This is a genomic window from Halalkalibacter oceani (assembly GCF_040544555.1).
Lineage (GTDB): Bacteria > Bacillota > Bacilli > Bacillales > Bacillaceae_D > Halalkalibacter > Halalkalibacter oceani.
Genome location: NZ_JBEPKD010000014.1, coordinates 1 through 26,873 on the forward strand (window position 1 = coordinate 1; position 26,873 = coordinate 26,873).

25 protein-coding genes are annotated in these 26,873 nt (G+C 45.8%); 6 read left to right on the plus strand and 19 right to left on the minus strand.

Going from position 1 to position 26,873, the window contains the following annotated elements; all coding sequences use genetic code 11:
• Nucleotides 1-148 precede the first annotated feature (148 nt).
• Entirely contained in the window at nt 149-295 is a 147-nt protein-coding gene (locus ABMB67_RS14630; RefSeq protein WP_251222959.1) for a hypothetical protein, read from the minus strand.
• A 152-nt stretch (nt 296-447) separates the two neighbouring features.
• Complete coding sequence (locus ABMB67_RS14635) at nt 448-1,626, minus strand: MalY/PatB family protein (protein ID WP_354572506.1); 1,179 nt, start codon at nt 1,624-1,626, stop codon at nt 448-450.
• Nucleotides 1,627-1,816: 190 nt separating this feature from the next.
• On the opposite strand from ABMB67_RS14635, the gene ABMB67_RS14640 reads away from it, so the two are divergent.
• A complete protein-coding gene (locus ABMB67_RS14640; RefSeq protein ID WP_354572507.1) occupies nt 1,817-3,370 on the plus strand; it encodes an ABC-F family ATP-binding cassette domain-containing protein in 1,554 nt (517 codons plus the stop codon).
• 45 nt (nt 3,371-3,415) lie between these two features.
• Here the strand turns inward: ABMB67_RS14640 and ABMB67_RS14645 are convergent, their stop codons facing one another.
• Nucleotides 3,416-4,045 (minus strand): restriction endonuclease, encoded by a 630-nt coding sequence (locus ABMB67_RS14645; RefSeq protein ID WP_354572508.1) that lies wholly within the window; start codon nt 4,043-4,045, stop codon nt 3,416-3,418.
• A gap of 134 nt (nt 4,046-4,179) precedes the next feature.
• Here ABMB67_RS14645 and ABMB67_RS14650 point away from each other — a divergent pair, with 134 nt between their 5' ends.
• On the plus strand, nt 4,180-4,803 hold the full coding sequence (locus tag ABMB67_RS14650) for a restriction endonuclease (RefSeq protein WP_251222955.1): 624 nt from the start codon (nt 4,180-4,182) through the stop codon (nt 4,801-4,803).
• A gap of 146 nt (nt 4,804-4,949) precedes the next feature.
• Here the strand turns inward: ABMB67_RS14650 and ABMB67_RS14655 are convergent, their stop codons facing one another.
• Together ABMB67_RS14655 and ABMB67_RS14660 are read right to left on the minus strand one after the other, a co-directional pair.
• Complete coding sequence (locus tag ABMB67_RS14655) at nt 4,950-5,705, minus strand: glucose 1-dehydrogenase (protein ID WP_251222954.1); 756 nt, start codon at nt 5,703-5,705, stop codon at nt 4,950-4,952.
• A gap of 28 nt (nt 5,706-5,733) precedes the next feature.
• Nucleotides 5,734-6,720: a zinc-dependent alcohol dehydrogenase gene (locus ABMB67_RS14660; protein ID WP_354572509.1), complete on the minus strand. Its 987-nt coding sequence runs from the start codon at nt 6,718-6,720 to the stop codon at nt 5,734-5,736.
• 214 nt (nt 6,721-6,934) lie between these two features.
• On the opposite strand from ABMB67_RS14660, the gene ABMB67_RS14665 reads away from it, so the two are divergent.
• Complete coding sequence (locus ABMB67_RS14665) at nt 6,935-7,270, plus strand: DUF3243 domain-containing protein (RefSeq protein ID WP_251222952.1); 336 nt, start codon at nt 6,935-6,937, stop codon at nt 7,268-7,270.
• A gap of 154 nt (nt 7,271-7,424) precedes the next feature.
• Here ABMB67_RS14665 and ABMB67_RS14670 read toward each other — a convergent pair whose 3' ends face one another.
• From ABMB67_RS14670 to hmpA, 9 genes are all read right to left on the minus strand, one after another.
• The gene (locus tag ABMB67_RS14670; RefSeq protein ID WP_354572510.1) at nt 7,425-7,943 is read right to left on the minus strand and encodes a gamma carbonic anhydrase family protein; all 519 of its coding nucleotides are present in this window, start codon (nt 7,941-7,943) and stop codon (nt 7,425-7,427) included.
• A 36-nt stretch (nt 7,944-7,979) separates the two neighbouring features.
• The gene (locus ABMB67_RS14675; protein ID WP_251222950.1) at nt 7,980-9,191 is read right to left on the minus strand and encodes a CaiB/BaiF CoA transferase family protein; all 1,212 of its coding nucleotides are present in this window, start codon (nt 9,189-9,191) and stop codon (nt 7,980-7,982) included.
• 60 nt (nt 9,192-9,251) lie between these two features.
• On the minus strand, nt 9,252-9,923 hold the full coding sequence (locus tag ABMB67_RS14680; protein ID WP_251222949.1) for a GntR family transcriptional regulator: 672 nt from the start codon (nt 9,921-9,923) through the stop codon (nt 9,252-9,254).
• Nucleotides 9,924-10,009: 86 nt separating this feature from the next.
• Entirely contained in the window at nt 10,010-10,903 is an 894-nt protein-coding gene (locus ABMB67_RS14685) for an AEC family transporter (RefSeq protein ID WP_251222948.1), read from the minus strand.
• A gap of 45 nt (nt 10,904-10,948) precedes the next feature.
• Nucleotides 10,949-12,448 (minus strand): tripartite tricarboxylate transporter permease, encoded by a 1,500-nt coding sequence (locus tag ABMB67_RS14690; RefSeq protein WP_251222947.1) that lies wholly within the window; start codon nt 12,446-12,448, stop codon nt 10,949-10,951.
• Between the two features lie 26 nt (nt 12,449-12,474).
• Nucleotides 12,475-12,987 (minus strand): tripartite tricarboxylate transporter TctB family protein, encoded by a 513-nt coding sequence (locus tag ABMB67_RS14695; protein ID WP_354572511.1) that lies wholly within the window; start codon nt 12,985-12,987, stop codon nt 12,475-12,477.
• A gap of 101 nt (nt 12,988-13,088) precedes the next feature.
• Entirely contained in the window at nt 13,089-14,114 is a 1,026-nt protein-coding gene (locus ABMB67_RS14700; RefSeq protein ID WP_354572512.1) for a tripartite tricarboxylate transporter substrate binding protein, read from the minus strand.
• A 70-nt stretch (nt 14,115-14,184) separates the two neighbouring features.
• On the minus strand, nt 14,185-15,207 hold the full coding sequence (locus ABMB67_RS14705; protein ID WP_354572513.1) for a 4-hydroxythreonine-4-phosphate dehydrogenase PdxA: 1,023 nt from the start codon (nt 15,205-15,207) through the stop codon (nt 14,185-14,187).
• Between the two features lie 518 nt (nt 15,208-15,725).
• Nucleotides 15,726-16,922, minus strand: a complete 1,197-nt coding sequence (hmpA, locus tag ABMB67_RS14710; protein ID WP_354572514.1) for an NO-inducible flavohemoprotein — start codon at nt 16,920-16,922, stop codon at nt 15,726-15,728.
• A 204-nt stretch (nt 16,923-17,126) separates the two neighbouring features.
• Here hmpA and ABMB67_RS14715 point away from each other — a divergent pair, with 204 nt between their 5' ends.
• Nucleotides 17,127-17,564 carry an Rrf2 family transcriptional regulator gene (locus tag ABMB67_RS14715; protein WP_354572515.1) on the plus strand — a complete coding sequence of 146 codons (438 nt, stop codon included), beginning with the start codon at nt 17,127-17,129 and terminating at the stop codon, nt 17,562-17,564.
• 108 nt (nt 17,565-17,672) lie between these two features.
• Here the strand turns inward: ABMB67_RS14715 and ABMB67_RS14720 are convergent, their stop codons facing one another.
• On the minus strand, nt 17,673-18,032 hold the full coding sequence (locus tag ABMB67_RS14720; protein WP_354572516.1) for a general stress protein: 360 nt from the start codon (nt 18,030-18,032) through the stop codon (nt 17,673-17,675).
• Nucleotides 18,033-18,369: 337 nt separating this feature from the next.
• On the opposite strand from ABMB67_RS14720, the gene ABMB67_RS14725 reads away from it, so the two are divergent.
• Both ABMB67_RS14725 and ABMB67_RS14730 read left to right on the plus strand, forming a co-directional pair.
• A complete protein-coding gene (locus tag ABMB67_RS14725) occupies nt 18,370-19,407 on the plus strand; it encodes an NADH:flavin oxidoreductase/NADH oxidase (protein ID WP_354572517.1) in 1,038 nt (345 codons plus the stop codon).
• 20 nt (nt 19,408-19,427) lie between these two features.
• Complete coding sequence (locus ABMB67_RS14730; RefSeq protein ID WP_251222940.1) at nt 19,428-20,336, plus strand: DMT family transporter; 909 nt, start codon at nt 19,428-19,430, stop codon at nt 20,334-20,336.
• Nucleotides 20,337-20,734: 398 nt separating this feature from the next.
• Here the strand turns inward: ABMB67_RS14730 and ABMB67_RS14735 are convergent, their stop codons facing one another.
• The 4 genes from ABMB67_RS14735 to ABMB67_RS14750 form a co-directional block, all read right to left on the minus strand.
• Entirely contained in the window at nt 20,735-22,861 is a 2,127-nt protein-coding gene (locus ABMB67_RS14735; protein ID WP_354572518.1) for a methyl-accepting chemotaxis protein, read from the minus strand.
• 317 nt (nt 22,862-23,178) lie between these two features.
• Nucleotides 23,179-25,020: a PTS fructose transporter subunit IIABC gene (locus ABMB67_RS14740; RefSeq protein WP_354572519.1), complete on the minus strand. Its 1,842-nt coding sequence runs from the start codon at nt 25,018-25,020 to the stop codon at nt 23,179-23,181.
• 5 nt (nt 25,021-25,025) lie between these two features.
• On the minus strand, nt 25,026-25,943 hold the full coding sequence (pfkB, locus tag ABMB67_RS14745) for a 1-phosphofructokinase (RefSeq protein WP_354572520.1): 918 nt from the start codon (nt 25,941-25,943) through the stop codon (nt 25,026-25,028).
• Entirely contained in the window at nt 25,940-26,689 is a 750-nt protein-coding gene (locus tag ABMB67_RS14750) for a DeoR/GlpR family DNA-binding transcription regulator (RefSeq protein WP_354572521.1), read from the minus strand. The genes pfkB and ABMB67_RS14750 overlap by 4 nt, the downstream gene beginning before the upstream one ends.
• Nucleotides 26,690-26,873 lie beyond the last annotated feature (184 nt).

Sequence of the window (26,873 nt, forward strand, 5' to 3'; positions counted from 1 at the left end):
ACCCTAGACACCCTTGTCGTTGGCTAACAGTTACAGTGACCTTCACTGCTCGGGACTTGAACCCTATAGCCCATGCACATGCCGGGCACACCAAAAAAATGTTGACCCAATGGAAGCTTCTTCATTGGGTCAACAGCCTTCGTTCAATTTATGAGGTTTTCATATTCTTAAAATGCAATTCAAGCTGCCGTTCTTCAATCCATTTGATCAGCATTCTTTCCTTTTCATCTAAGCCCCTGCCAAGCTTACCTTCACACTCATCAATAAGCACTTCAAATAAAGCTTTTACTGCCATAATACGAAAACATTCCCTTCTCCAATTAGGATGTTTGACTACCTACGTGTAGAGTCGATTACAATGTATTCAGGCAAGTTTCGATTCATGCATGTAAATAGTATTTCGACGAGTATTTGCTAATTCCTGCTAGCAGAAGCGTAAAATTCCTATTAAAAATTGCTGCGTTCGTAGGCTTGCTTAATTTGCTCCAATCCCTGCTCCAGCGTTTTGCGCGGACATGCTAAATTCATCCGTTCAAAATCCTTCCCTTCTTCCCCGAAAATCAGACCATGATTTAAGGCTACCCGCGCTTCTTCAATGAACCACTTCTTCCTTTCATCCGCGGTCAATGGCAGTTTGGAACAATCGAGCCAGAGCAAATACGTTCCTTCGCAATCCATCACGCGCATACGCGGCAAATGCGTTTCGACGTAGCGTTTGACAAATTGATAATTGCTCTCTACATAGCTCATCAAGTCTTCCAGCCATTGTTCCCCATAGGTGTAGGCAGCTTCTGTCGCCACTTCAGCAAACATGTTCGTGCCGCTGACGAACATATTGGCTAAATGATTGGCCAGCTTTTCCCGTAATTGCTTGTTTTCCGCCACGACATAAGAAGTCTGGATTCCGGCAAGGTTGAATGTTTTACTTGGCGCAAGACAAGTAAGCGTCCGTTCGGAAGCATCCTTGTTTAACGATGCGAAAGGAATGTGCTGCTGTCCTTTAAATAGTAAATCGGCATGAATCTCATCCGAGACGACGAGAAGATCATGCTTCTTACAAATCGCCGCCAGCTTTTCAAGCTCATCCTGCTTCCAGACGCGGCCGACCGGATTGTGGGGATGACATAAAATAAGCATTTTTGTTTTTTCCGTAATAATCGATTCAAGCTGCTCATAATCCATTTCATACCGGTCTCCATCAAAGGCCAATGGATTGCGAAGCAGCGGGCGCTTGTTCTTTTTGACTACATCATAAAATGGGTAATAAACGGGCGTCTGAATAATGATTTCATCTTCAGGTTCAGTAACCGCCTGAATAATAAAGCTGATCGTCGGAACAACGCCCGATGTGTACAAAAACGAGTCTGCATCGACCTGCCACTGAAAGCGGCGTTGAAGCCAATTTTGCACCGCTTTGTCAACCGATTCACTATGAGCCGGGTAGCCGTAAATGCCGTGTTCCACCTTTTTGTGCAGCGCGTCAATCACGGCTTGCGGTGCCTTGAAGTCCATATCGGCGACCCATAAAGGCAGGATGTCTTTTTCACCAAATCGTTGCTCCGTCATGTCCCACTTCAATGAATTCGTGCCAAGACGGGGGATCACTTGATCAAATTGTTGATTCATTATGTACACTTCCTTCCGAAATAAAGCGACTATGCTCTTTCTTCTATCATATCATGTTTTCCCTTTTACGTATGAATAGGCGCCTCTCTTTTCTGTCCAGTTTTCATTATTTACTATGTCAAGACTATGGCTTCCTATGGTAAGATGAGGAGGCAAATATCGATGTTTTTTGAAGGATAGGTGGCATTTCATGAGTATTTTAACAGTCAAGAATTTAAGTCATGGCTTTGGAGACAGAGCCATTTTTCATAACGTTTCGTTTCGCCTGTTAAAAGGCGAGCATATCGGCTTGATCGGTGCTAATGGAGAAGGGAAATCAACCTTCATGAATATTATAACCGGAAAGCTGATGCCTGATGAGGGGACCGTTGAATGGTCGAAAAAAGTCCGCGTCGGCTATCTCGACCAGCATACGGTGCTGGAGCGCGGGATGACGATGCGTGATGTGTTAAAAAGCGCCTTTCAATATATGTTCGACCTCGAAGCCGAAATGACGGCAATGTACGATAAAATGGGCGAAGCCGACCCCGCTCAGCTTGAAAAGCTCCTGGAGGAAGTCGGTGTCATTCAGGACATGCTGACAAACAATGATTTTTATACAATTGATGCCAAGGTGGAGGAAACCGCCCGGGGACTCGGGCTTGATGAAGTCGGTCTCGACCGTGATGTAGCTGATTTAAGCGGCGGACAGCGGACGAAAGTACTGCTGGCCAAGCTTCTGCTCGAAAAGCCGGATATTCTGCTTCTGGATGAACCGACAAACTATCTTGATGAACAACATATCGTCTGGCTGAAGCGCTATTTGCAGGACTATGAAAATGCGTTCATTCTGATTTCGCACGATCTCCCGTTTTTAAACAGCGTCATCAATTTAATTTATCATATGGAAAATCAGGAATTGAATCGCTATGTCGGGGATTATCATCACTTCCGCGAAGTATATGAAATGAAAAAGCAGCAGCTTGAAGCAGCATACAAAAAACAGCAGCAGGAAGTCGCCCAGCTCAAGGATTTCGTCGCCCGTAACAAAGCGCGCGTATCCACGCGAAATATGGCGATGTCCCGGCAAAAAAAGCTTGATAAAATGGATATGATTGAGCTCGCCAAGGAAAAACCGAAACCGCAATTTCATTTCAAATCGGCCCGGGCAACAGGAAAGCTGATTTTTGAAACGAAAGACCTTGTTATCGGCTATGATGAGCCATTATCCAAGCCGTTACATTTACGGATGGAGCGCGGCCAAAAAATCGCCTTAACAGGAGCGAACGGAATCGGAAAGACGACGTTATTGAAAAGTCTCCTCGGGTTAAACCCGCCGCTTTCCGGTCAGGTTGAGCGCGGCGATTACCAGGAAATCGGTTATTTCGAACAGGAAGTAAAGGACCCGGACCGCACTTGTATTGAAGAGGTGTGGCAGGAATTCCCTGCGCTCAGTCAGGCAGAAGTGCGCGCCGCCCTCGCCAAATGCGGCTTAACGACAAAGCATATTGAAAGCAAGGTAGTCGTCTTGAGCGGTGGCGAGAAGGCCAAGGTCCGGCTCTGTAAGCTGATTAACCGTGAAACGAACATTCTCGTGCTCGATGAGCCGACAAACCATCTCGATATTGATGCCAAAGCCGAATTAAAACGCGCGCTCAAGGATTACAAAGGAAGCATCCTCCTCATTTGCCATGAGCCTGAATTTTACGAAGGTCTCGTAACCGATGTCTGGAACGGGGAAACATGGACGACAAAGCTTGTGTAAACAGAGCTGCAGAAAAAGAATGGGTTTCACTTTTTCTGCAGCTTTTCAACCTCCGCGATAATAAAACTCTCCGGCTTGAATCAAGCCTTTGCTTGATCCGAGCTCTTCAAGACTGTCCTCCCCGCGATAGGTCACCTGCTCATAAGGGGCTTCCATTTGATTGCGGGCCAGCTCTTCCCTTCCGCGCTTAAAGTTTTTGATCAGATCCTCCAGCTGTTCCCGCTCAATAACCGTTACTTTGGCGGCTGAAGCCAGCTTACGGCACGATTCTGTCAAGGAAGGTGCCGTTGTAATAATGAGCGCCTTATCCGCCTCATAATAAGCCTTGGCGGCAAACACCTCCTGGACAGCCGTCAATCCGAGCGGATCCGCTAAGCGCTTCGCCTGGACAACTGTTTTTTGCTCGTATGTATCGTAAAAAAGCAGGTCAGCTCCGAAATCACGGCTTTTTTTCGTCAGAAATGTTTCGTAGTCCAATGCCGTCAGCAGGACATATAAATACTCTTCAAACTCATGCCCGGTCATAAGGTCGATATCAGCGAGCGTGATCTTCGCGACATCAAACTTTCTTTTACGGCGAAGCCGCCAAAAGAGTAGCCCGAGAAAAAGCAATGCGATAAGCGCGAGCACAAAAAAAAGACTCGGCATAAACCATGGGGAGAGAGCTTCCTTCATTTTATTCGCCTCCTTCTTCCTATATTTTATGCGTTTTTCAGCAGTGATGCAAACATTCGTTTGCCAAAATCCTAGCTCATATTCTGACTAAGACTGGGCACACTACTAATAAACGCTAAAAGGAAGTGAGATTATTGGTTGGCTATTCATCACGTAAAAAAAAGGCAGCTCTTCTTCCTGTCGTGCTGTTTATTATGACATTCCTCCTTGTCCAGCTGTTTCATCTGGACTACACGATATTTGGATTAACGCTTTCTGCTCTTTTGACCTTTCTTGGCCTTCGACATATAGCGAAAAATGGAGCCCGGATCAAATTGCTTGATCCATCCGGCTCTCTGCTCGATATTGATGAGATGACAGAACAGGAATTTCAGCAGTTTCTTGTTCCCCTTTTTCAAAGTCAGGGCTATTCGGTTACCCGCCCGAAAAAAAATGAAAAACGAACTGCTGATCTTATTTTACGAAAGCGGGGCGTAAAAGCGGTTGTCCATGCCAAACGGCAAAATGGCCCGCTCGATAAGCAGGCCGTTTTAGAGGTAATGTCATTAAAGCAAAAATACAAAGCTACACGGCTCGTTATTGTGACGAACCGTTCGTTTTCCTTAGCGGCGATTAAACTCGCCCGGGCGAATAAAATAAACTTGATTGATCGGACTTCTCTCGAAGCGATGTACGACGCTTACATCGGACAAAAACAGAATCACCGCTTCATTCAACGGGTCCGCACTCTTTTTTTCCGGGAAGAGCCGGGTCAGTAAAAGGACAATGTCCTTTCCTCATTTTCCAGCAAACTAAGTAATGCTCCACTCGCCACAAGTCCGTTGTGAGAAAACCACTCACATCGGACTTTAAAAGTTCGTGGCGGTTCCTCTCATTGCTTAAAGGAGTGTTTGACAACACTCCTTTACCTTCCCATCCAGCCGCCGTCGACTACGATGACTTCTCCGTGGACGTAATTGGCAGCTGGTGTTGCTAAATAGAGTACGGCTCCGGCGATGTCTTCCGGCTGGCCCCATCTTCCGGCGGGAATCCGCTCCAGAATCTGACGGCTTCTCGTTTGATCGTTGATCAGTGCTTCATTCATATCCGTCGCAATATAGCCTGGAGCCACTGCGTTGACATTGACACCCTGACTTGCCCACTCATTTGCGAGCGATTTCGTAAACTGGGCAACGGCTCCTTTGCTGGCGGCATAAGCGGGAACGGTAAACCCTCCTTGAAACGAAAGCAACGAGGCGAGATTAATAATTTTCCCTTGCTTGCGTTCAAGCATCGCTTTGCCAAATGCCTGACATAAGAAGAAAACCGATTTTGTATTGACCGCCTGAACCAAATCCCAATCTTCTTCACTGAATTCCACTGAAGGGGCACGCCTTTGCACACCGGCGTTATTGACAAGAATATCAATATGACCGGCTTCCTTATTCACTTTGTCGACCAGCTCTTTCATGTGGCTCGTATCGCTGAGGTCATACTGGATTGAAACCGCTCGTACTCCTTTTTTCATCGCTGCTTCCACAACTTCTTCCGCCCGGCCTGATTGGCTGACGACAACAATGTTCGCCCCTGCATCGGCAAAAGCCAAAGAAATCGCCTTACCTAGTCCCCGGTTCCCCCCGGTAATTAAAGCTGTTTTTCCCTTTATATCGAACATACTCATATGAATGATTCTCCTTCCCCGGCTCGCTTTATTCAGAAAATGAAATCAGAGCTTTGACCATGTCACCGCCGGCTTTTAATTCTTTAAATAAGCGGGCAGTCTGCTCGACAGGTTCGACATTTGTAATCAGCTGCAACGCTTCTTCATGCTGATGGAGCAACGCGGCGGCAACTGTAAAATCTTTGTCCGTATACACTCTGGCTCCTTTAAGGGTAAGCTCTTTAAAGTTTACATTTTGTAAATCGAGCGGCGTCGGCTTTTTATACGTGCCGATCAGCATAATTTCTCCCTTGACGTGAGTGACATCCACCAGCCTCTCAGCTACGGAAGGATGAGCAGCGCAATCAAACACCAAATCATTTTTAGGGATAGTCGCGGTCGCCGGATCGACTGTGTGGAAGCCGAGTCTCTCTGCAAGCTCCCGTCTGAACTGATTCACTTCCACGACGGTAACACGCTTCGCCCCGAAAAATTGCAAAACGAGCGAAATACAAAGGCCGATTGGCCCCGCTCCAAAAACAGTAACCTCGTCCCCTCCTTTAAAGCGGGACTCCCTCACAGAATGAACGGCGACAGCAAATGGCTCCACCAGTGCACCTGCCTTCAAGGACATCCCTTCAGGCAATGGAATCACCTGTTCATTCGGTACCGCCACATATTCAGCCATTCCCCCGTCCCGATCAATTCCGACAAGCCTTAGCGATTCGCAGACATGGGGAATTCCTTCACGACAAGGCTTGCATTCCCCGCAATATAAAAGAGGATTAACCGTTACCGCCCTGCCATCTGCAATCGAAGGGTGATCATAAATATGGCCGGCCAGTTCATGTCCCATAATAAGCGGCGCCGTCGCCCGCGGATGTCCCCCTCCGTAAATATTCAAATCCGTACCGCAAATCCCGCAATAAGAGACTTTCATCAAGCACCAGCCTTCTGGCACACCAGGAAGGTTTACCTGCTCAGTCGTGATCGATTCCGGTCCTTGATAAATCGCGGCCTTCATTGTTTTTGCCATCACTATCACCCTTTCTCTCTACACCCATTAAGATAACGCTTTCATAATCATACTTTTTAATTTTACGCCTGATCAATCCCTTCGTCAACGAAACAATCGGAAAACTCTTATTTATCAGACGCTTCATCTATAAATACTGTGATCCGAATGTTTAGTTTCAGCAAAAGAAGGGATAGTAAGAACTAAGTACATTTTTTTACAAGGAGGCGCTCCCATGAGTGAACAGCACCACGTCGTCACAAAAGAAGGGAAAGTAAAGCTTAATAAGGTGGATAACGCAATTGAGCGTATGGATCAAGAACGCGTCGAAGATATTTTAGCCAGCTTTGAAGACTTTAAGGCCTATTTAAGCAAGCGGGTCGATTTAGCAAAAAAAATCGGTTTAAATGAAGAGCAGCTTGCTTTATCTGCCGAAAAAATCGGCGACTATCTCTCCAATCACGTCGAGCCACAAAACCGTGAGGAAAAATTGCTGCAGGAATTATGGAGAGCCGGCAACAAGGAAGAACGTCATATGCTCGCCCATATGCTGGTCAAGCTTGTGGATTAAAGACCAGTTAGCGTACAGGAGCAATGGCTCCACTCGCCACAATCCCGCTGTGAGAAACCCACTCACACCGGGATTTAAAAGATCGTGGCGGCTCCACTCATTGCTTAGAGGCTTGGATAAAAGGTAAAAAAACAACCTTTTATCCAAGCCTCATTTATTCACTTACATTTTCTTTTTTATATAATGCGCCGTTTTCTACATAATGTTGGGCACCGTGTTTCGCCCGTTCAATATTCTCAGGTGAAAGCTGACGGATCGCTTTCGCCGGTACCCCGGCGACGAGCATTCCAGGCTCGATGACCTTTCCTTCTGTAACAAGCGCCCCGGCTGCAACCAATGCACCCTCTCCAATGACCGCGCCATTTAAAATTGTCGCGCCCATTCCGATAAGCGCTCCATCCTTCACTGTGCAACCGTGCAAGATGACGTTATGGCCGATCGTCACGTTTTCACCAACGTTCACTGGATAACCCGGATCGACATGAACGACCGTGCCGTCCTGGACATTCGACCCTTTTCCAATTGTGATCTTTTCATTGTCGCCGCGCATGACAACATTAAACCAGACAGTCGTGTCCTCCTGTAATTCAATATTTCCGATTAACTGGGCTCCTGGTGCAATATACGTGCTCGGATCAACGCTTGGATAATGTCCCTTAAGTTTATGCAGCATATGCTTACCACCTTTTCGAATTAATATGAAAACGGATTAACTCTTTACTTCTTCTTTGCCGCTGTTGATAATTCCTTTCTCTTCAAGCTCTTTAATTTGCTCCGGCGTGTAATTTAATGCTGCTAACACTTCAGCAGAGTGCTGGCCAAGAGTAGGGGCAGCTGATTTAATTTGTCCAGGCGTTTCAGAAAACTTCGATGCCGGACCAATTGTTTTCATCTTCCCAATTACCGGATGTTCCACCTCTTGAATCATATCTCTTGCTAAATAATGTTCATCTTCAACCGCCTGGGCGAAGTTATTAATCGGGCCGGCCGGCACCTTCGCTTCTTCACATTTTTTCACCCAATAATCCGTTGTGTTGACGGCAAAAATTTCTTCAATCATTTCTTCAAGCTCTTCGACATTGTCATGCCGGTCTGTATTCGTTTTGAAGCGCGGGTCTTCGATCCATTCCGGCTTTTCAATGACAAGGCGGCAAAACGCTTCCCATGTCCGTTGATTCGCGCAACCAAGCATCAAATAGCCGTCTTGTGTTTTTAATGCCTGATACGGAGCTGATACACGGTGTCTCCAGCCTGTTGGTTCTGGAAGCGTTCCGTTGGCAAAGTAAGCCGCTGCTTCCCAGATAAACCATGGTAAGCCGGACTCAACAAGTGAAACATCAACATGCTGTCCTTTACCTGTTTGCAGCTTATGAACGTAAGCAGCGAGAATCGAATAAGCCGCTGTGATACCGGCACCGATATCATATACCGCGATACCGGATTTCAATGGGCGCTTTCCAGGTTCACCGGTCATGCTCATTAAACCTGTCATCCCCTGAGCAACTAAATCAAAGCCGCCTTTATGGGCATATGGACCACTTTGGCCATAGCCGGAAATCGAGCAATAAATGATGCCCGGATTGATTTCTTTAATCGTGTCATAATCAATTTTCAATGATTTCGTTACGCCGGGGCGGTAGTTTTCCACAATGACATCGGCTTCCTTCGCGAGCTTATAGAAGATTTCCTTTCCTTCCTGCTCTTTTAAGTTCAGACCGACGCTTTTCTTATTGCGGTTAATTTGGAAAAAGCATGTTGATTCGCCGTTCACATATGGCCCCATCTGGCGCGAATCATCTCCACCGTTTAATTTTTCAATTTTCGTTACCTCTGCTCCTAAATCGCTGAGCACCATTGTACAATAAGGTCCTGCCATAATTTGCGATGCATCTAAAATTTTCATTCCTTTTAATGCTGACATTTCTGTCACCTCCACTTTTTTTGGGAACGCTTACCTTCTTGCTATGTTTCTCTCTATCTATTAGTTCGACTCTGCCAAATCTTCTTTTTTCGTGAAAATAATCCGGCCGCGATTCATATCATTATTCACATGAGTTTCAATCGCTTCGATTGCTTTATGAACATCCCGTTCTTCAACCGCTTCAAGGATCTTCGCATGCTCTTCGGTTACTTCGCGATTGTAGGCTGTGTATTTCAGAGCATTCGCCCGATAAATGAGAAGCAGAGAACGAACATGTTCAAGCATTTGCACTAATCTTCTATTAGAACATGTATGATAGAAGACTTCATGAAACTGGGTATTCAACGTTAAAATATCCAAATGGTTTTCATTTTTCAAAGCGTTACGTGCCTGAGCCAAAATTTCTTCCGCTTTCTCTAAGCTCTCAGCTGTTATTTCGTCGACCACCATACTCATCACTTGTTTCTCTAATAACAAACGGCAGAAGTAAAGCTCTTCATAATCGGTTAAATTAATCGAAACCACTCTCGTACCTAAATGATTTTGAATAAGAAGCCCCTCTTTTTGGAGCTGCCTTAATGCTTCGCGAAGCGGTGTTCTACTAACCTGATATTCTTTAGCAAGCTTTGAAACAATTACCTTTGATCCTGGCTTCAATTCGCCTGTTAAAATCAGATGTTTAATTCTGTCATATGCCTGTTTATATAAAGGCTGCGCCAATTCAAACTGCACTTGTCATCCTCCTTCCCCAAACCACTGAACACTGGATCCAGCTTGGTTTCTATGATAAAAAATACTCTGATAACAGTCAAACTTTATCATAGAATCGAGATTAACACTGTAATCGTTATAATACTTACTAAAGTCGTAATAAATGTCGTACCGGAAACTAACTTCGCCTCTGCATTAAATTGAACAGCAAAGATTGTAGCTGCTGAGGCTGTCGGCATCGCCGCCGTTAAAATCAACACCTTCTGTAAAAGCGGATCCAGCGTAAACAATTGGGTCAACCCGAAGGCGAATAGCGGTGCGACGACAAGCTTCATAACCGTAGCAAATGAAATGTATTCCCATTGAAGGCTCTTCACTTTTATTTGTGCAAGCTGCATCCCCAAAATAACCATCACACATGGTATTGAGGCGTCAGCGACAAATGATACCATCGAAAAAATATTCTCCGGCAATTGCAAGCGAAACAACTTGACCAATGCCGCAGCGAGCACAGCATAAATCGCTGGTATCGTAAAGACGGCCTTCACCGCTAATTTCATATTCATGTTTCCGCGGGCGGCATAATAAAGGCCAACGGAATTTAAAAGAATTGAAGATAAAATATAAAAGGAAATGGCATAATCAAATGCAGTGGTTCCATACGCAAACAAAATGATCGGCGAGCCATAATTTCCGGCGTTCATAAAAGCGGTCGATAAAATCAATCCACTTTCCACCGATGACGGCAGTTTGCGTATTTTCGCATACAATTTCACCGTTACGATTGTTAATGTTAACAGCAGCAGGCTAAAGGCGATCAAATAAACGTATTGGACGGTCACTTCCGTCGTGTATAAAGTCCGAAAAACGAGACATGGCATGAATATATACACAACGAGAGTTGAAATAGCCTTCGTATCGATTTTTTTCGCCTTTTGCAAAACAAAGCCGACCGCAAACACTAACAACACTGGAACAATGACTTCAAAAAATATGCCCACCCGTTACCACTTTCTTTCTACAGTCATTCCTATCGCAAATCAGCTTTATTGCCCATCTGCTGCTGGTTTTGATTTTGTGAATAACTTCTTTATCGCTGGAGCAAATAGTGCCAGCACGGCCAACGCCAATAATGTTGCACTGATCGGTCTTGTGAAAAAGACTGAATAGTCGCCGCCCGACATCGTTAACGAACGACGGAATTCCGCTTCCCCGATCGGTCCAAGCACAACACCTAAGATGACTGTCGCCAATGGAAATTTTAATTTTTCAAGGAAGAATCCAATAATCCCAAACACAAACATAACCCAAATATCAAAAATAGAGTTTCTAACCGCGAATGTACCGATAATACAGAGCATCAGGATTAATGGCCCTAATACCGTGTAAGGTACTTTCATTACGTAAGAGAACATTTTGATAAACGGCTTGGCAAACAACAGGATTGAAAGGTTTACAATTAATAGCCCGATAAAGATCGTATAGACAAGCTCTGCCGATGACGTCAGAAGCATCGGTCCAGGCTGAAGCCCATGAAGAACAAATGCACCGAGGATAACCGCTGTCGTTGCACTTCCCGGAATCCCAAGAGCGAGCAACGGAACCATCGCTCCCATCGCCGCCGCGTTATTCGCGGATTCAGGTGCGGCAATTCCTTCCGGCACCCCTGTTCCGAACTCTTTCTTCGGACGCTTTGACCAACGAACCGCTTCACTATAGCTGAGCATCGATGCAGTCGTCGCTCCCACTCCCGGCAGAATCCCGACAAGAATACCTAAAATAGACGATCTGGCAAGAGTACTGCTAATTTGCTTAAAAATGGCCATTTCGAAGATTTTTGTTTTCACCTTTTGGAACTTTTGCTTAATCGTATGATCTTCCGCACTTTTCCGCAGCACTTCAGAAATCGCAAATAATCCAATTAGAATCGGGATTAGCTCCACTCCGGACATAAGATTGCTTGAGTCAAACGTAAAGCGGGCTGTTCCGGTCATGGAATCCATACCGATTGTGGCAATAAACAATCCAAACAATACACCAATTAATCCTCTCGTTAAATCACCGCCACTTAATGAAGCGACGACAGTCAGCCCAAGTACCGCTAAAGCAAAGAACTCAGGTGACGAGAAGTTCAAGGCAAATGTCGCTAACGGCGGCGTCAGGAAAATCAAGGCAATACAGCCGGCGACCCCACCAATGACCGAGCTTAAAATCCCGATACCGAGCGCCTGACCGGCCTTTCCTTTCTTCGTCATTGGATAACCGTCAAACACCGTCACGATCGCTTCAGGAGTTCCCGGCGTTCTAAATAAAATCGCGCTGATCAGCCCCGAGAAAACAGCTGACGCATAAATCCCCGTTAACAGCAGGAAAGCTGGCTCTGTTCCCATGCCATATGTGACAGGCAACAAAATGATAATTAGCATCGTTCCGCTAATCCCCGGCATCGCTCCACCAAGGAAACCAACAAATACAGCGACCAGCAAAACGAACAGGTTCATTGGATCAAGAACACTGACCACACCAGTCAATAATCCCTCTAGCATGAATCTCCCTCCTTATCGCTCATATCTTAATAAAGAAAATAGCTTAACTCTCTGAATATACCAACGCCTCGTGGTAATGGGATGTTCAGCGTGTTTGCAAACAAATAGATGAAACAAGCCGTCCCAAGTACCCCGGTCAAGGCCATCGAGTACCACTTTCTCATTCCGATAATAAGCGCAATTCCAATTAGCATAAATGGAGTTGTCGGTACAAATCCGATAAAGCTCAAGGATAGAATATAAAGAAACAGCGCTACTATAATAATGAGATAACGTGATTTATGCACTTCTTCCACTTCAAATTCTTCTTCTACCTTCTCAGCTTCACTTATGTTTTCTGCAACGACTGAAGGGCGTTTCATCTGACGCAGTGATTTAATAAGGAGGACAATCCCCATAATCGCTAAGGAAATGAGAACGATTCTTGGCCAAAATTCCGGTCCGATAGATGTTGAGGAAGAGGCAGGAATTTGCAATGTATAAATGAAAAAGAAAACAGAAAAGATAATCGTTGCAATCGACAACACTAAATTGCCCATAAGGTTCATACCTCCTCAAAAAGATCAAGAGGATGTCCTGAAAGGATAGTTTCAGGACAACCCTCAAAGTAATGATCGAAATGCTAGGTTACTTCTAAGAACTATTCGACTTCTACGCCTTCTAGGATTTCTGTAAAGACTTCAATGTCATTTCTTAATTTCTCTGTGTAATCCGCTGAGCCTAACCAGCCTTCACGGAGGTGTAGATAAGAATTCTCTTCATATTGCTGATATTCTTCTGAATCGTAAACCTCTTTTGCAACCTGCTCCAATTTATCGATAATTTCTTGTGGAACTTCGTTGCGAATAAGGAAACCGCGCTCAACCCCATTTGTAATATCCCATCCGTTTTCAACACTTGTTGGTATTTCAGGGAAATCTTCAATTCTTTCTTCCGCGAAGAAGATAAGCGGCTGAATTTCTCCACCTTCAACAGAAGAGATCGTCGGTCCAATTTCCTCTAACATTGCTTCAATATGTCCACCAAGTACAGCTGCGTGCATTTGACCTGCTCCCTCGAAAGGAACAAACTCTAAATCAAGACCCGTTTCACGCTCTAACAATGTGAAGACAACCTGGTCCATTGTCCCTACACCAGTACCGCCAATGCGAATTGTTCCCGGATTGGCTTCTGCCTGGGCAACAAAGTCTTCAATGCTTTCAAATGTTCCTGCTTTTGCTTGTAATGCATACGTGTCACTTTGGAAGCGAGCAAGCGCATTATAGACATTCAATTCGTTATTTGTATTAATTCCTGTTGCAACCTGGATTGGAAGAGCAGAAGTTGCCACGATTGTGTAACCGTCAGCCGGAGCCTTTGCTCCCATTTCTTTCGCAATCGCACCACTTGCCCCTTCCTGGTTAATAACATTAATATTAACACCAAGAATTTCTTCCATTTGCTTCGCTACCTGACGGGCAAAGTTGTCTGTTCCGCCACCGGCACCGTGCCCTACGAGAATTTCAATGTCTCTTTCCGGATAACCGTCAGCAGCTCCTTCAGCAGCTGCGCCGTCGTCTCCCCCATCTGCCGATTCTCCTCCACCATCTGTTTCAGAGCTTCCACAAGCTGCAAGACCAACGCTAAGCAATAATGCAAATAATACATACAGTAAGTTTTTCTTCATCATTTTCCCCCACCTTTTTAGTAAAATTCAAATAATTGATAACGGATACATTTTTGATCATTCAATCTGTTTATTTCGCCAATTCGCTTCTTTGCTTTCTTCCTGTGACTAAGCGCACTGCCAGCTTCATCGCCGCCTCCATCGCACCTGAATCCGCTTTCCCTTTCCCTGCAATATCAAAGGCAGTTCCGTGGGCAGGAGTCGTTAACACAACAGGTAAGCCTCCGCTAACTGTTACCCCTCTGTAAAAACCGAGCAGCTTCATCCCTGTCTGCGCCTGATCATGATACATACCGACGAGACAGTTGAACGGTTCCTTATCTCTCCGTAAAAAGAGCGTATCTGCCGGGAACGGTCCACTTACATTGATCCCGTCTGCCTGTGCCGCTTTCACAGCCGGAATAATTTCGTCAATTTCTTCTCGGCCGATCATACCACCTTCACCAGCATGCGGGTTCAATGCCGACACAACGATTTTTGGATTTTCCACTCCGGCTGTCGTCATGTTTTCATGAGCAAAATTGATTACTTCTTGGACGCGCTGCTTCGTAACAAGCGAGCTGACTTTACTAATAGGAACATGTGACGTTACACGTGTCACCCAAAGGTCGTCCATGACGTTGATTTCGCCAAACCCTTTCTCGCAATCCAGCAAAGAGGCAAAATAATGAATCTCATCTTCAAAATGATGTCCGCCACGATGAAGTGCTTCTTTGTTTAACGGTGCGTACACAATTCCGTCTAAATCGCCTGCTTTAGCGAGATCCATTGCATATTTTAATGTTTCTCCTGTAACGCGACCTGAATCGATCGAAAGCTTTCCTAACTCATACGTCTCAGGATTTAAGTTTCCGAGGTCAATAAACCAAACGCGATCTTCCTCCGGCTTTACGTCAGCCATCGATTTAATTTTTGTATATTCGACCGATAGCCCAGTGACTGCCTCTCCCTGGCGATAAACTCTCTCATCACCAATTAGTACCCATGTCGCGTGATTTTTGATTTCAGCTTTCTGAAGTGCTTTAATAACAAGCTCAGAACCAATACCGGTTGCTTCTCCAAAAAGCAAGCCCATTGTTAACTTTTCTCCCATTTACGCCCCCCCTAACGTGATTTCAAATGAATAACTGAAACAGTTACAACTGCGCTATGTGAGAACCCTTTCATAATTCATTGTTGCTTTTAAAGGGTATCCTGGATCCAGCACCCAGCTAAAAAAAAGAGGTACATAAACCCGATATTCTGCATTTCGACAAATTTCTCAGCGAGTGCAAAAAAATTCACAAATTTGTAACTGACAAGTTAATAGTAAATTAAACCGTTTACATTCGTCAACATATTTTTAAAATTTTTTTAAAAAGCAGTAAACTCCGGCAGCCAACTGATTTTTTGAAATATTTTAATATTGGCAGCTGAAATAACCCACTTTCTTCCTATTTAGTAAACTCATTTTTCAGATTGGAATTCTCCTTATCATTTAACCGCCATATCAGTCAGCGTTTTATAAGAATCATTTCATTCCTGACTCGCTCAATCGATTTTATTCGTCTACTAAAAAAAGGCTGGAAGAGAGGAAAAAAATCCCTTCAAATCCAGCCTTCTATTATTCTATTATAATTTCATCGCCGGTCCAAAAAATTCATAATGCTTTTGTTCCTCAGCGATCCCCCAGTTCGTCATTATCTGATCGACGGCTTTCATAAAGCCAACCGGTCCGCAAAAGTAATAATCAGCGTCCTTATTTCTAATAATGGTTTGGAGCCACTCTTCATTAAGATAGCCGCTCTTATCATATTGTTGATCTTCTGCCGCAGGCCGTTCATAACAATAAAAAGCCCGAACATGCTCATGCCCGGCGGCCAGCTGATCAACTTCAGCACGCAACGCATGGTGCTTGCTGTCAATCGCCGCATGGATAAAGGTCACGTCTCTCCCCTTCTGCTCCCGCACCGCTGTTTTCAGCATGCTGACAAGCGGTGTTAAACCGACTCCTCCGCTGATCAATACTAACGGACGTGCGCTCTTTGACAGGATAAACTCCCCGGCTGGAGCACTAACTAACAGGCGATCACCTTCATTGAGATGCTGATGGAGATAGGTCGAAACTTTCCCCGCCGGTTCTTGCTGATCCTCGCGCTTCACGCTGATCCGGTAATAATCCTGTCCCGGAGCATCCGACAAACTGTACTGGCGAATATGCGTATATTGTTCCCCTGGAATTTCAAGCTTTACACTAATATATTGCCCTGCCAAAAACGGTGGAAGCACCTTGCCGTCAGCCGGTTTCAAATAGAAGGAAGCAATGACCTCACTTTCCTTCACTTTTCGATCAATAACAAATGATTTGAAGTCAGGCCAGCCACCTTGTTGTGCCTCTGCCTGCTCATACATGTCCGCCTCAACCGAAATAAAAATATCGGCGATGACCCCATAAGCGTCAGCCCACGCCTGAATAATTTCCTCCGTCGCCGCTTCCTGCAAAACGTCCTTCATCGCTTGAAGCAAGTGCTCGCCAACGATCGGATAATGCTCTGCTTTCACCCCAAGGCTTCTATGCTTATGGGCAATCTGCTGAACGACAGGTAAAATTGTTTCAAGCTGATCAATATGTAATGCCGCGGCATAGACGGCATTCGCCAAAGCGGCTTGCTGTCTGCCTTTCTTTTGATTCGCATGATTGAAAATATTCAATAGCTCCGGATGATTGGTAAACATCGTCTGATAAAAATGTGTTGTGATTTTCTCCCCATGCTCCTGTAACACTGGTACTGTTGATTTAATAACCTCAATTGTTTTCTGATCTAACATTTTAACTCCCCCTACCCCATTAGTTTATGAAGCTAGTTTCATTCTTTCACTAATGGAGGCTAAAAGCAATATTTTAAATACTTCTTTAATAATTTGGACACAAATCTTACGCATTACATGCCATTTCTCTTTTTTGATGATACCATTACTAGTGAGAGAACTTATTAGACAGAAGTTGTCCACTCCTTAGAAAGGAAAGATACTATGCGCTTAACAAATTATACTGACTACTCCTTACGCACTTTAATTTATTTGGCCGTACGCAAACAGGAAAAGCTGGCGACGATTAAAGAAATTGCCGACAGTTACCACATATCGAAAAATCATCTGATGAAGGTCGTATATGAGCTTGGAAAAGCCGGATACCTCGAAAACATTCGCGGGCGCAACGGCGGACTTCGTTTAGGAAAAAGCCCGGAAGAGATTAACATCGGTCAGGTTGTCCGGCTGATGGAAGAGGATTTTCATACGGTTGAATGCTTTGATCCGAGTAAAAATCTATGCGTCATTTCACCGTCCTGCCGTTTAAAGGGGGTTCTTGGCGAAGCGATGCAGGCCTATCTTCAAGTGCTCCATAAATACACGTTAGCCGACGTCCTCGTAAATGAAGAGGAGCTATTTCAGTTACTGCGTTTTGAATAGACGAAAACAGGCAGCTGCCCCAAAAAGCCAATACTTTTTGGGGCAGCTGCCTTACTCTGGACTGACAGCGGTTCCTTTTATGTTCAAACGATGCACAAACGTTCCTCTTTAATTGTTGTTGTTTCTGCTGTTGTTGTTGTTATTCCGGTTGTTGTTGTTGCCGTTGTTATTGTTATTGTTGTTATTGTTGTTGCTGTTGGAAGGCTGGTTATTTGAGGAGGAATTTCTTCCGCCCTTTTGACCGATCTCCTGAAAATGCTCTCTATCATGCTGACGGGCATTTTCTTCTCCACCCTTTTTTCCAATCTCTTGATAAAAGGAACGATCATGATTTTGGCTTGTCTGTTCGCCGCCTTTTCTGCCAATTTCCTCGAAGTGCTCTCGGTCATGCTGGCGAGCATTCGCTTCTCCACCTTTACGTCCTGCTTCCTCACGTGTCATGTTGCTAGTAGAATTGTTTGTAGCCATTTCCATCATCCTCCTTGAAAAAGTTTATTGGGTGTTACATAACTCTGTGTACCAACATTACCGAAGCACAAAACCCTAAATTTATGATTAAATTGATAATTAGTCCATTTTATCTAGTATTTGTTAATAATTATCTATTTCTTATGATATAGGTTTCCGTCTTCCTCCCTATTCAAACAAAACAATCGTAAAAGGAGGCACATTAGTTTCCTTTCTTCCAAATTATTAGTAAAATAACTACGTGAAGCTTTGCTGATAACCGTATCTTTTTAGAAGAAAGCTGCACAAATGCATTACATATTAGTAACTGCATCTGAAAACTAAAGGAGGAACAAAGATGACACACTTATTTTCCCCGTTTTCCTATAAGGGACTTACATTAAAGAACCGTATCGTCATGGCCCCGATGTGCCAATACTCGGTCGAAGCGAAGGATGGCAAGCCGAATGACTGGCATTTTACCCATTACACGTCACGGGCAGTCGGCGGAGCTGGACTGATTATCATCGAGATGACCGATGTCGAGCCGGATGGCCGCATTACTGATTATGATTTAGGGATCTGGTCCGATGAACATGTTCCGGCATATGCAAGGATTGTCGAAGCGTGTCATAAACATGGCGCAAAAATGGGTATTCAAATCGCCCATGCCGGCCGCAAAGCAGAAGACGCCAAGCTTCCGGTTTCTTCCTCAGCGATTGCCTATGATTCAACCTTCAAGGTGCCAAAAGCGTTAACAAAGGATGACATTAACGCCCTTGTGGAAAAATTCCGCCAAGCTGCCAGAAGAGCCGTTCAGGCTGGATTTGATACGATTGAGCTGCACGGCGCACACGGCTATTTGATTCATCAGTTTCATTCTCCGCTTATTAACAAACGTGATGATGAATACGGAGAGAACCTGGCAAAATTCGGCGTCGAAGTCATTCAGGCGGTAAAAAGTGAGCTGCCGGCGGAAATGCCGCTGCTCATGCGCGTTTCAGCGACTGAATTTGCAGCTGGTGGATATGATGTCAATCACATGATCGACATTTGTAAGCAATATGAAGCAGCCGGTGTCGATATTTTTCATATTAGTGCTGGCGGTGAAGCTCCGCTCGAAGTCGCCGGAATGGGCCCGCACGGCAAACCAGGTACGCACTCCGGCTACCAAGTACCGTACGCGCAGGCGTTTAAGCAGCAATTTGACCTGCCAATCATCAGTGTCGGGAAGCTGGACAGCCCGGAGCTGGCCAATGCCGTCATCGGAAACAATGATGCCGATTTAGTGGCGATTGGCCGCGGACTGCTGCGCGATCCTTATTGGCCGATTCATGCAGCCCGCACGCTCGACCATAAAACCGACATTCCGAAACAGTATTCACGAGCATTGTAGATTTCATGTAACTGGGGGAGATGCTTATCATCTGGTTAACGATTTTACTTTGTTTAATTTGGGGATTTAATTGGGTCGTTATGAAAACGGCCCTTGATTATTTTCCTCCTGTCCTTTTTTCGGCCATTCGTTTCTGTTTAGGAGCCGCTGTTCTTTTAGCTGTTTGCTACTATAAACGGATTCCCTTACCTAAAAAAGGGGACTGGAAATGGTATGCACTTTGCGGCTTGCTGCAAACCGCGTATGTCTTTACGATCAATCAGCAGGCTTTACAGTATATCGATGCTGGGATCACTAGTTTATTGTCATTTACGATGCCGTTTTGGTTCGCCTTCCTCGCTCACTTTTTTCTTGGTGAGCGCTTGACTGCGATCAAAATCACAGCACTCTTTTTAGGCATTATCGGCCTTTTTTTCGTCCTGGAAATTAATCCTCTTCAATTTGAATGGAGCGGATTCGCATTTATTACGCAGCTTCTCGTACTTTCGGGATCAGTCGCTTGGGCGATTTCCAATATTATCGTGAAAAAGATTCTTCAGCACCATAATAAGATTCAATTTACAACTTACCAGATGGCGATTGGCGCTGCTGGTCTGTTAGGCTACTCACTTCTCTTTGAAAGAGGTGAATCGATCCAATGGGGCACCCCCGCTGTTTTATCTTTGCTATTTGCCGGAGTAGTCGCCTCTGCCTTTGCGTTCGTCCTTTGGTTTTATTTACTGGAAAAGGGCGAGGGCGGCAAGGCTTCCCTGTCGCTCCTGCTCGTACCGATGATCGGCGTCCTCTGCGGATGGCTTCTGCTCGGGGAGTCCATTCATCTGATCTCAATCGTCGGTATGGTGCTGATCCTCATTGGAATTGGCCTCGTTAATATAAACGAGACTCAGCGGCTCCGTTCCCCATTTAAACTGAAAAAGAAAGCGATGTAAGACAGTGTAACCAAAAGAGGTTGGGCAAAAGGTTGTTTTTTTACCTTTTTCCCAACCTCTTTAAGCAATGAGCGGCACCGCCACGATCTTTTAAAGCCCGTTGTGAGGAAGCTGCTGAAAAAGTACGATTTCCACTTTTCCAGCAGCTTTTTAGTAATGAGCGTAGCCGTTGCCTGATTTTGAAAGCCTTGCTACGAGTGGGTTTCTCGTAGCAAGGCGCGCAACGCGCGGAGCCATTACACTTCTTCGAGTTACGGAAAAAGAGGTTTTTCAGTGGCCTCGTTGTGAGTGGGTTTCTCACAACGGGCTTGTGGCGTGTTAAGCCATTGCCAGTAGGTCCAAAGCTAGTTTTGTCTCAAGCTCATTTCTTCAGAGAGCTTTCACCAGACAATCACCGTTTATTGGCGCGATTGTTCCTGCTCCTCTGTTTCTTCTGCTTCAGCTTCCACCTCAATGTCTTCTTCCTCAGGCTGCACTTCAGCTTCATCCGTGAGGTCTTCGGCTTCTGTGAATTCTTCGACTACTTCTTCATAGTCGCTGTATGCCTCGGCTGCATTATTATCCTCTAGCTGAAATTTGTTTACCTCTGCTAATAGCGTTTGCGAGAGCTGCAGAAGTTCCGTTGCCGAAATATTCACTTCTTCGATCGCCTTAATTTGATTTTCACTTGAAGCCATCACTTCTTCACTTGATGCGGCAGACTCTTCTGAAACTGCGCTAATATCCTGCATCGCCGCTACTAAATTACGTGACGACTCGGTTGCGGTCGTAAGAGCATGTCTAATCTTTTCCGTACTTTCTTCAATTCCCGTCACATGCTCAACAATATCATGGAACGAGGTTAACGTCTGATCGACTGTTGCTTGTTGACGTTGATTGTAAATTTCTAACTTCTGCGCTTCCGAAGTTGAGGCGACAATTTTTTCATTAATGGTCTTAATGACTTTCTGGATATTGTTTGTTTCTCCCTTTGTTTTCTCCGCAAGCTTGCTTACTTCATTCGCGACGACAGCGAAGCCTTTTCCTGCTTCTCCTGCCCGCGCTGCTTCGATTGCAGCATTGAGAGCAAGCAACCCTGTACTCTCAGAAATCTCCTCGATCGTCACAAGAATTTTAGCAATTTGCTGAGATTGATTCGCTACGTCTTCAACACTGTTGATTACCGTTTGAGCCAATGCCGTATACTCTCTTGACGTCTGATCAAGCTCATTGACGACTTCGATTCCAGCCTGTCCCCGCTCACTCGTTGTGTGAGCCTGAACGGCAATATCCTCAGCATGCTCGTTAATCGTATTAATTTGCGTCGTCATACCTTCAATCAAACGCGAGCCTTGCTCAATATCGCTCGACTGCTGTTGCGCTCCTGTCGCTACCTGTTCAATCGCCTTACTGACTTCATAGCTTTGCGCCGTTGTCTGTTCAGAGACAGCAGATAAAGACTCAGAGGAGGCTGACAGTTGATTGGCCGCATTCTTGACTTCGATCATTGATTTTTGCACTTGTGCCGCCATGTCATTAAAGGTGCGGGCCACTTTGCCAAGTTCATCTTTCCCGCTGTCTTCCACCCGGTAAGCGAGGTTCCCCTCCCCAATAATCTCAGCTCCGCTTTGTAACTGCTGAACCGATTTAGAAATTGAGCGCAGGACGAACATCCCGATTCCGACAAGAAGAATAAGAATAACGGCACTGACGGCTGCCATAATAATTATCAGCATGTTCATTAAGTTTTCTTTTTCCCCGACAATTCGCTCATAGCTTTCCGTCAGCACATTATTAATGTTGCCGACTTCGACATCCATTGTACCGATAATCGATTGGAACACCTGTGAGGAAGAAAGCTGGGAAATAATCAGCTGCTGAATCGAATTAAATATACCCGTATAGGAATTTAACGCATTAATCATTTCCTCCTGCTGCTCTCCCGAATAACCGCCGCTTGTAATTTGCGCTGCAATTTGTTCCCGGACTTGCGAAAATTCACTGACCGGAATCTGATCAGCAATAAAGTCCTTTTCAATCATCCGCAATTCCTGGAACAGCTGTAAAGCTACCGTGTCATTTTGTTCTCTCAGCATTGTGTCAAATTGCTCTGCCGCCTCGTTCAGTTCACCGCGCTTACCGCTGTCAGGACCGTACCCGACTTCCTGCTGGTTTTGAACGAGCTCCTGAAAGCGCGTGGAATACATCGTTGAATATTGGTTCAATATTCTACTGCTTTCACTGATCGCCTCGTTGCTCATCATACTGGCAAGCTCGTCCACCGAAGCTTGCAGCTGATTGATTTCCGATTCCACTTCGGCAACATTTTCTTCATCGAAGGTTTGCAAAAATTCTGATTCATTGACCCGGGCCTGATTAGCATGCAACATGACTCTCTGACCTAAGTTTACAGCATCGACAATCTGTTCCATTTCCTCATCCATGACTAGCAGTTCATTATAAGCATAATAAACAGCCCCAAGTAATAATACAAATCCAATTACTGCAGTTAAAATAATTCCAACAAGCTTCTTACGAATACTCATACTGCCCTCCTTAGTCCTTCTCACACTAAAATGTATACTTTCCTAAAAAAACATCAGGCCAATTATGTATAACACTCCTTCATTTGGAATGGTACTATTATACCTTACCATACTGAAAATGGTTCTATAAAGAAATTTTTTCAAATTCACTTATTTTTCGTCAGTAATCTACAAGGTCTTTCCTCACAAAAAAGGAAGAGGCTGGAGCAAAAGGTTGTTTTTTACCTTTTGGCCCCAGCCCTCTAAGCAGTGACGTAGCCGCCACGCTCTCTTAAAGCTCTTTTGTCTCAAGCTCTTCCTCTTGTAAAGAAAAGCTTTCAGCTTACTTTTTTCTTCCAGAAGCCGAGAATCAGCGCCGTGATCACAGCTCCTGCAATAATCGCCACGGCATAGAGGAACCAATTTCCGTACACAAGACCGATGACAAACGCCCCGCCATGCGGCGCAGGCAATCCAATGCCGAAAAATGCCGTTAACCCGCCGGCTACCGCCGCCCCAATAATTGCTGCCGGCAGCACCCGTCCAGGATCTGCTGCGGCAAACGGAATCGCGCCTTCGGTAATAAAGGACGCTCCAAGCAGGTAGTTCGTTTTTCCTGCTTCACGCTCTTGCTCGGTAAACTTGCTTTTAAAGAAGCTCGTCGCTAACGCAATCCCGATCGGGGGCACCATTCCTCCCGCCATAACCGCGGCATGCGGCCCAAAGTTGCCAGCGTCAATCATCGCAATACCAAAGGTAAATGCCGCCTTGTTGATCGGACCTCCCATATCAATGGCCATCATACTCGCCAAGATGACGCCGAGGAAAACGATGTTGGTCGTCCCCATACTTCCAAGCCAGCTTTCGAGCGCAGAGTTAAACGCACTGAGCGGACTAACGAGCAGCAGCATCGCCATCCCGGTTAGAAAGATATTTAACACCGGATAGAACAGAATCGTCCGGATGCCGCTGAGCGCGTCAGGCAGCCCTGCCAGCATGCTTTTGATCATCAATGCGATATAGCCGCCCAGAAAGCCAGCAATCAGCCCTCCAAGAAAACCGGCATCTCCATTGACCGCGATTAAACCGCCGACCATCCCGGCTGCAAAGCCAGGCCGGTCAGCAATACTCATTGCAATAAAGGCGGCAAGCACCGGGATCATTAAAGCAAAAGCCGTGCCACCGCCGATCGCATCAAGCATTGCCGCTAACGGATGATCTAAGTCAATATCGATCATAAAGGAGATCGCGATTAAAATTCCACCGCCGACAACGAACGGAAGCATATTGGAAACCCCATTCATCAAATGCTTGTAAAAGCCTCCGCCTCTTGTTCCTTCTTCCTTTTTTTCCTCTTGCTTCGAGCCTTGATACATAGGTGCGTTTCCTGCTAAAGCCTGCTCCAGCAATTCCTTCGGCCGCTTGATCCCATCAGCCACGGGAACCTGGATCAGCCGCTTTCCGGCAAAGCGCTCCAGCTCGATTTTTGTATCGGCTGCGACGATGATCGCCTCCGCCTGCTCGATTTCTTTAGCAGTTAAGCGATTCTTCACCCCGCTCGAACCATTGGTTTCCACCTTACATGAAATATTCTGCTCGTTTGCTGCCGCCTTCAAGGCATCCGCTGCCATATACGTGTGGGCAATTCCGGTTGGGCAGCCGGTGACAGCGAGTATCCGGTAGCCTTGCTGACCGGCTTCCTCGTTTTGCTCTTCCTCAACAGCCTCCTGCTCTTTCTTGTCAATCGCCCTGATGACATCATCCTCACTTTCGGCCTGAAGCAATGCCGCGCGAAAGCTTTCATCCATTAAAAAAGTCGACAAGCGCGAAAGTGTCGCCAAATGCTGCTCGTTTGCCCCGGCAGAAGCGGCGATCATAAACAGCAAATGAGTCGGCTGTCCATCAAGTGCCTCGTAATCAAGCCCGGCAGTTGAACGGCCAAACGCGATCGCCGGAGTGCGGACGGCTTCGCTCTTGGCGTGTGGAATCGCGATGCCATCGCCAAGCCCGGTTGTACTTTCGTTTTCCCTTTTCCAAATCGCCTCTTTGTAGCCCGCAGCATCTGCAAGACGGCCGGCTGAATCAAGCTTGGCAACAAGCTCATCAATCGCAGCTGCCTTATCCCCGGCTTTCATATCAATGATCATCGTATCTCTTTGTAACAGATCAGAAATTTTCACTTTACTCACCCTTCCCATATACTGGCATCAATCGTCCGTGCTAATCGTTCAACTTCCTCCAGCCGGCAAAATGTTGAGGAAAACGCCGTGGCACTGCCGGCCGCGACCGCAAAGCAAAAGGCTTCCTTCAGGGAACGCCCCTCTTTTTGCGCTGCTAAAAAACCCGCCACTACCGAGTCTCCTGCTCCGACCGAATTTTTCACTGTGCCCTTCGGCGGAGAAGCGGCAAAAATCTGCCCGTCGGCGCCAAGAAGCGCCCCTTTCCCGGCAAAGGAGACAAGCACATAGTGAATCCCCCGTTCATGAAGCTGCCTGATATAGGGAAGCGCCTGCTCAGGAGCTGAAATCACCGTATCGAAAAGCTCGCCTAGTTCATGATGATTCGGTTTAATAAATGTCGGTTTCGCCTCCAGCACCTGTCTCAGCGGCTCTCCACTCGTATCTACAAACACTTCTGCTCCCTTAGCTTGAGCTTCGGCAGTCATCGTTTTATATATTTCAAGCGGAAGTGATTCTGGGACACTGCCCGCTAAGACGAGCGCGTCACCTGGCGAGAGAGCGGCCAGCTGCTCATACAGCCGGCTGAGAGCCTGCTCGCTGATGACTGGCGAGACGCCGTTAATTTCGGTTTCCTCGCGCCCTTTTATTTTGATATTAATCCGCGTATCTCCCTCGACCGTTGTGAAGTTCGTCCCGATGTCTTCCTGTTCGACCACGTTTTTCACATACTCCCCTGTGAAGCCGCCGATAAAGCCTAATGCTTCGCTGTGATGACCGAGCCGCTTTAACACGCGCGACACATTGATCCCTTTACCGCCCGGCTCCTTTCGGTCAGCCGCGGAACGGTTCACCAGCCCGATCTTGACCTCATCGACCCGGACAAAATAATCCAGTGCCGGATTTAATGTCACCGTATAAATCATAGCGATACCACCTCAATATTCGTCATCTGGCTGACGTCACGCTCTTCTTCGACCTTTGAACTTGTAATTAGCGTCACCTCGTCGACCGCAGCAAACTTCGCGAAAGCAACTTCGCCGAATTTCGAGTGATCCGCTACGACATATGTTTGGCGCGATCGCTGCTTGGCATATTCTTTAATAAAGGCTTCCTGCGGGTCGGGAGTCGTGCAGCCGTCCTGCTTTGTCACCCCGTTCGTTCCAAGAAAAGCTTTATCAAAGCGGAACGTTTCGAGCGTTTGAATCGCCGATCGCCCGACAAAGGCTCTCGTGCCTGATTTTACTTCTCCCCCGACGACGTGAGTTTCAATTTCCAAATCAGCCAACAGTCCAATGTTCATCAGGCCGTTCGTCACCACAGCAACCTTTTTATTGTTAAGAAACGGAATCATCTCCAGCGTTGTCGTACCAGCATCGAGAAAAATACAGTCTCCTTCTTCGACGAACGCAGCTGCTCTTTCAGCAATCGCTTTCTTTTCCTGAATGTTTTTGACCGTTTTTTCAGCCAGTGTCGGCTCCTCAAGCTTTTTTTGCAAACGGGTCGCCCCGCCATGAATCCGCTTTACTTTTTTCTGCTGTTCAAGCTCGGTTAAATCCCGGCGGATCGTCGATTCGGAGCTTCCCGTTTCATCGAGCAGTTCCTGGATCGTTACCGTTTGCTTTTCCTGCAATAATTTCATTATTTTTTCGTGCCGTTCTACTGTCAGCATGTCCCTCACCTCATTGTCTTACTGTCTTCATTATACACGAAAAACGATCATATTCAATCAAAAACGATCATATTCAATCAAAGATATTCAAAACACTTACTGGGAACTTCTTTTTTCCTAGTGGAATAAAATAGAGCTTGAACCAAAAGGGTAGCTTTTCCCTTTTAGCTCAAGCTCGAAGCAG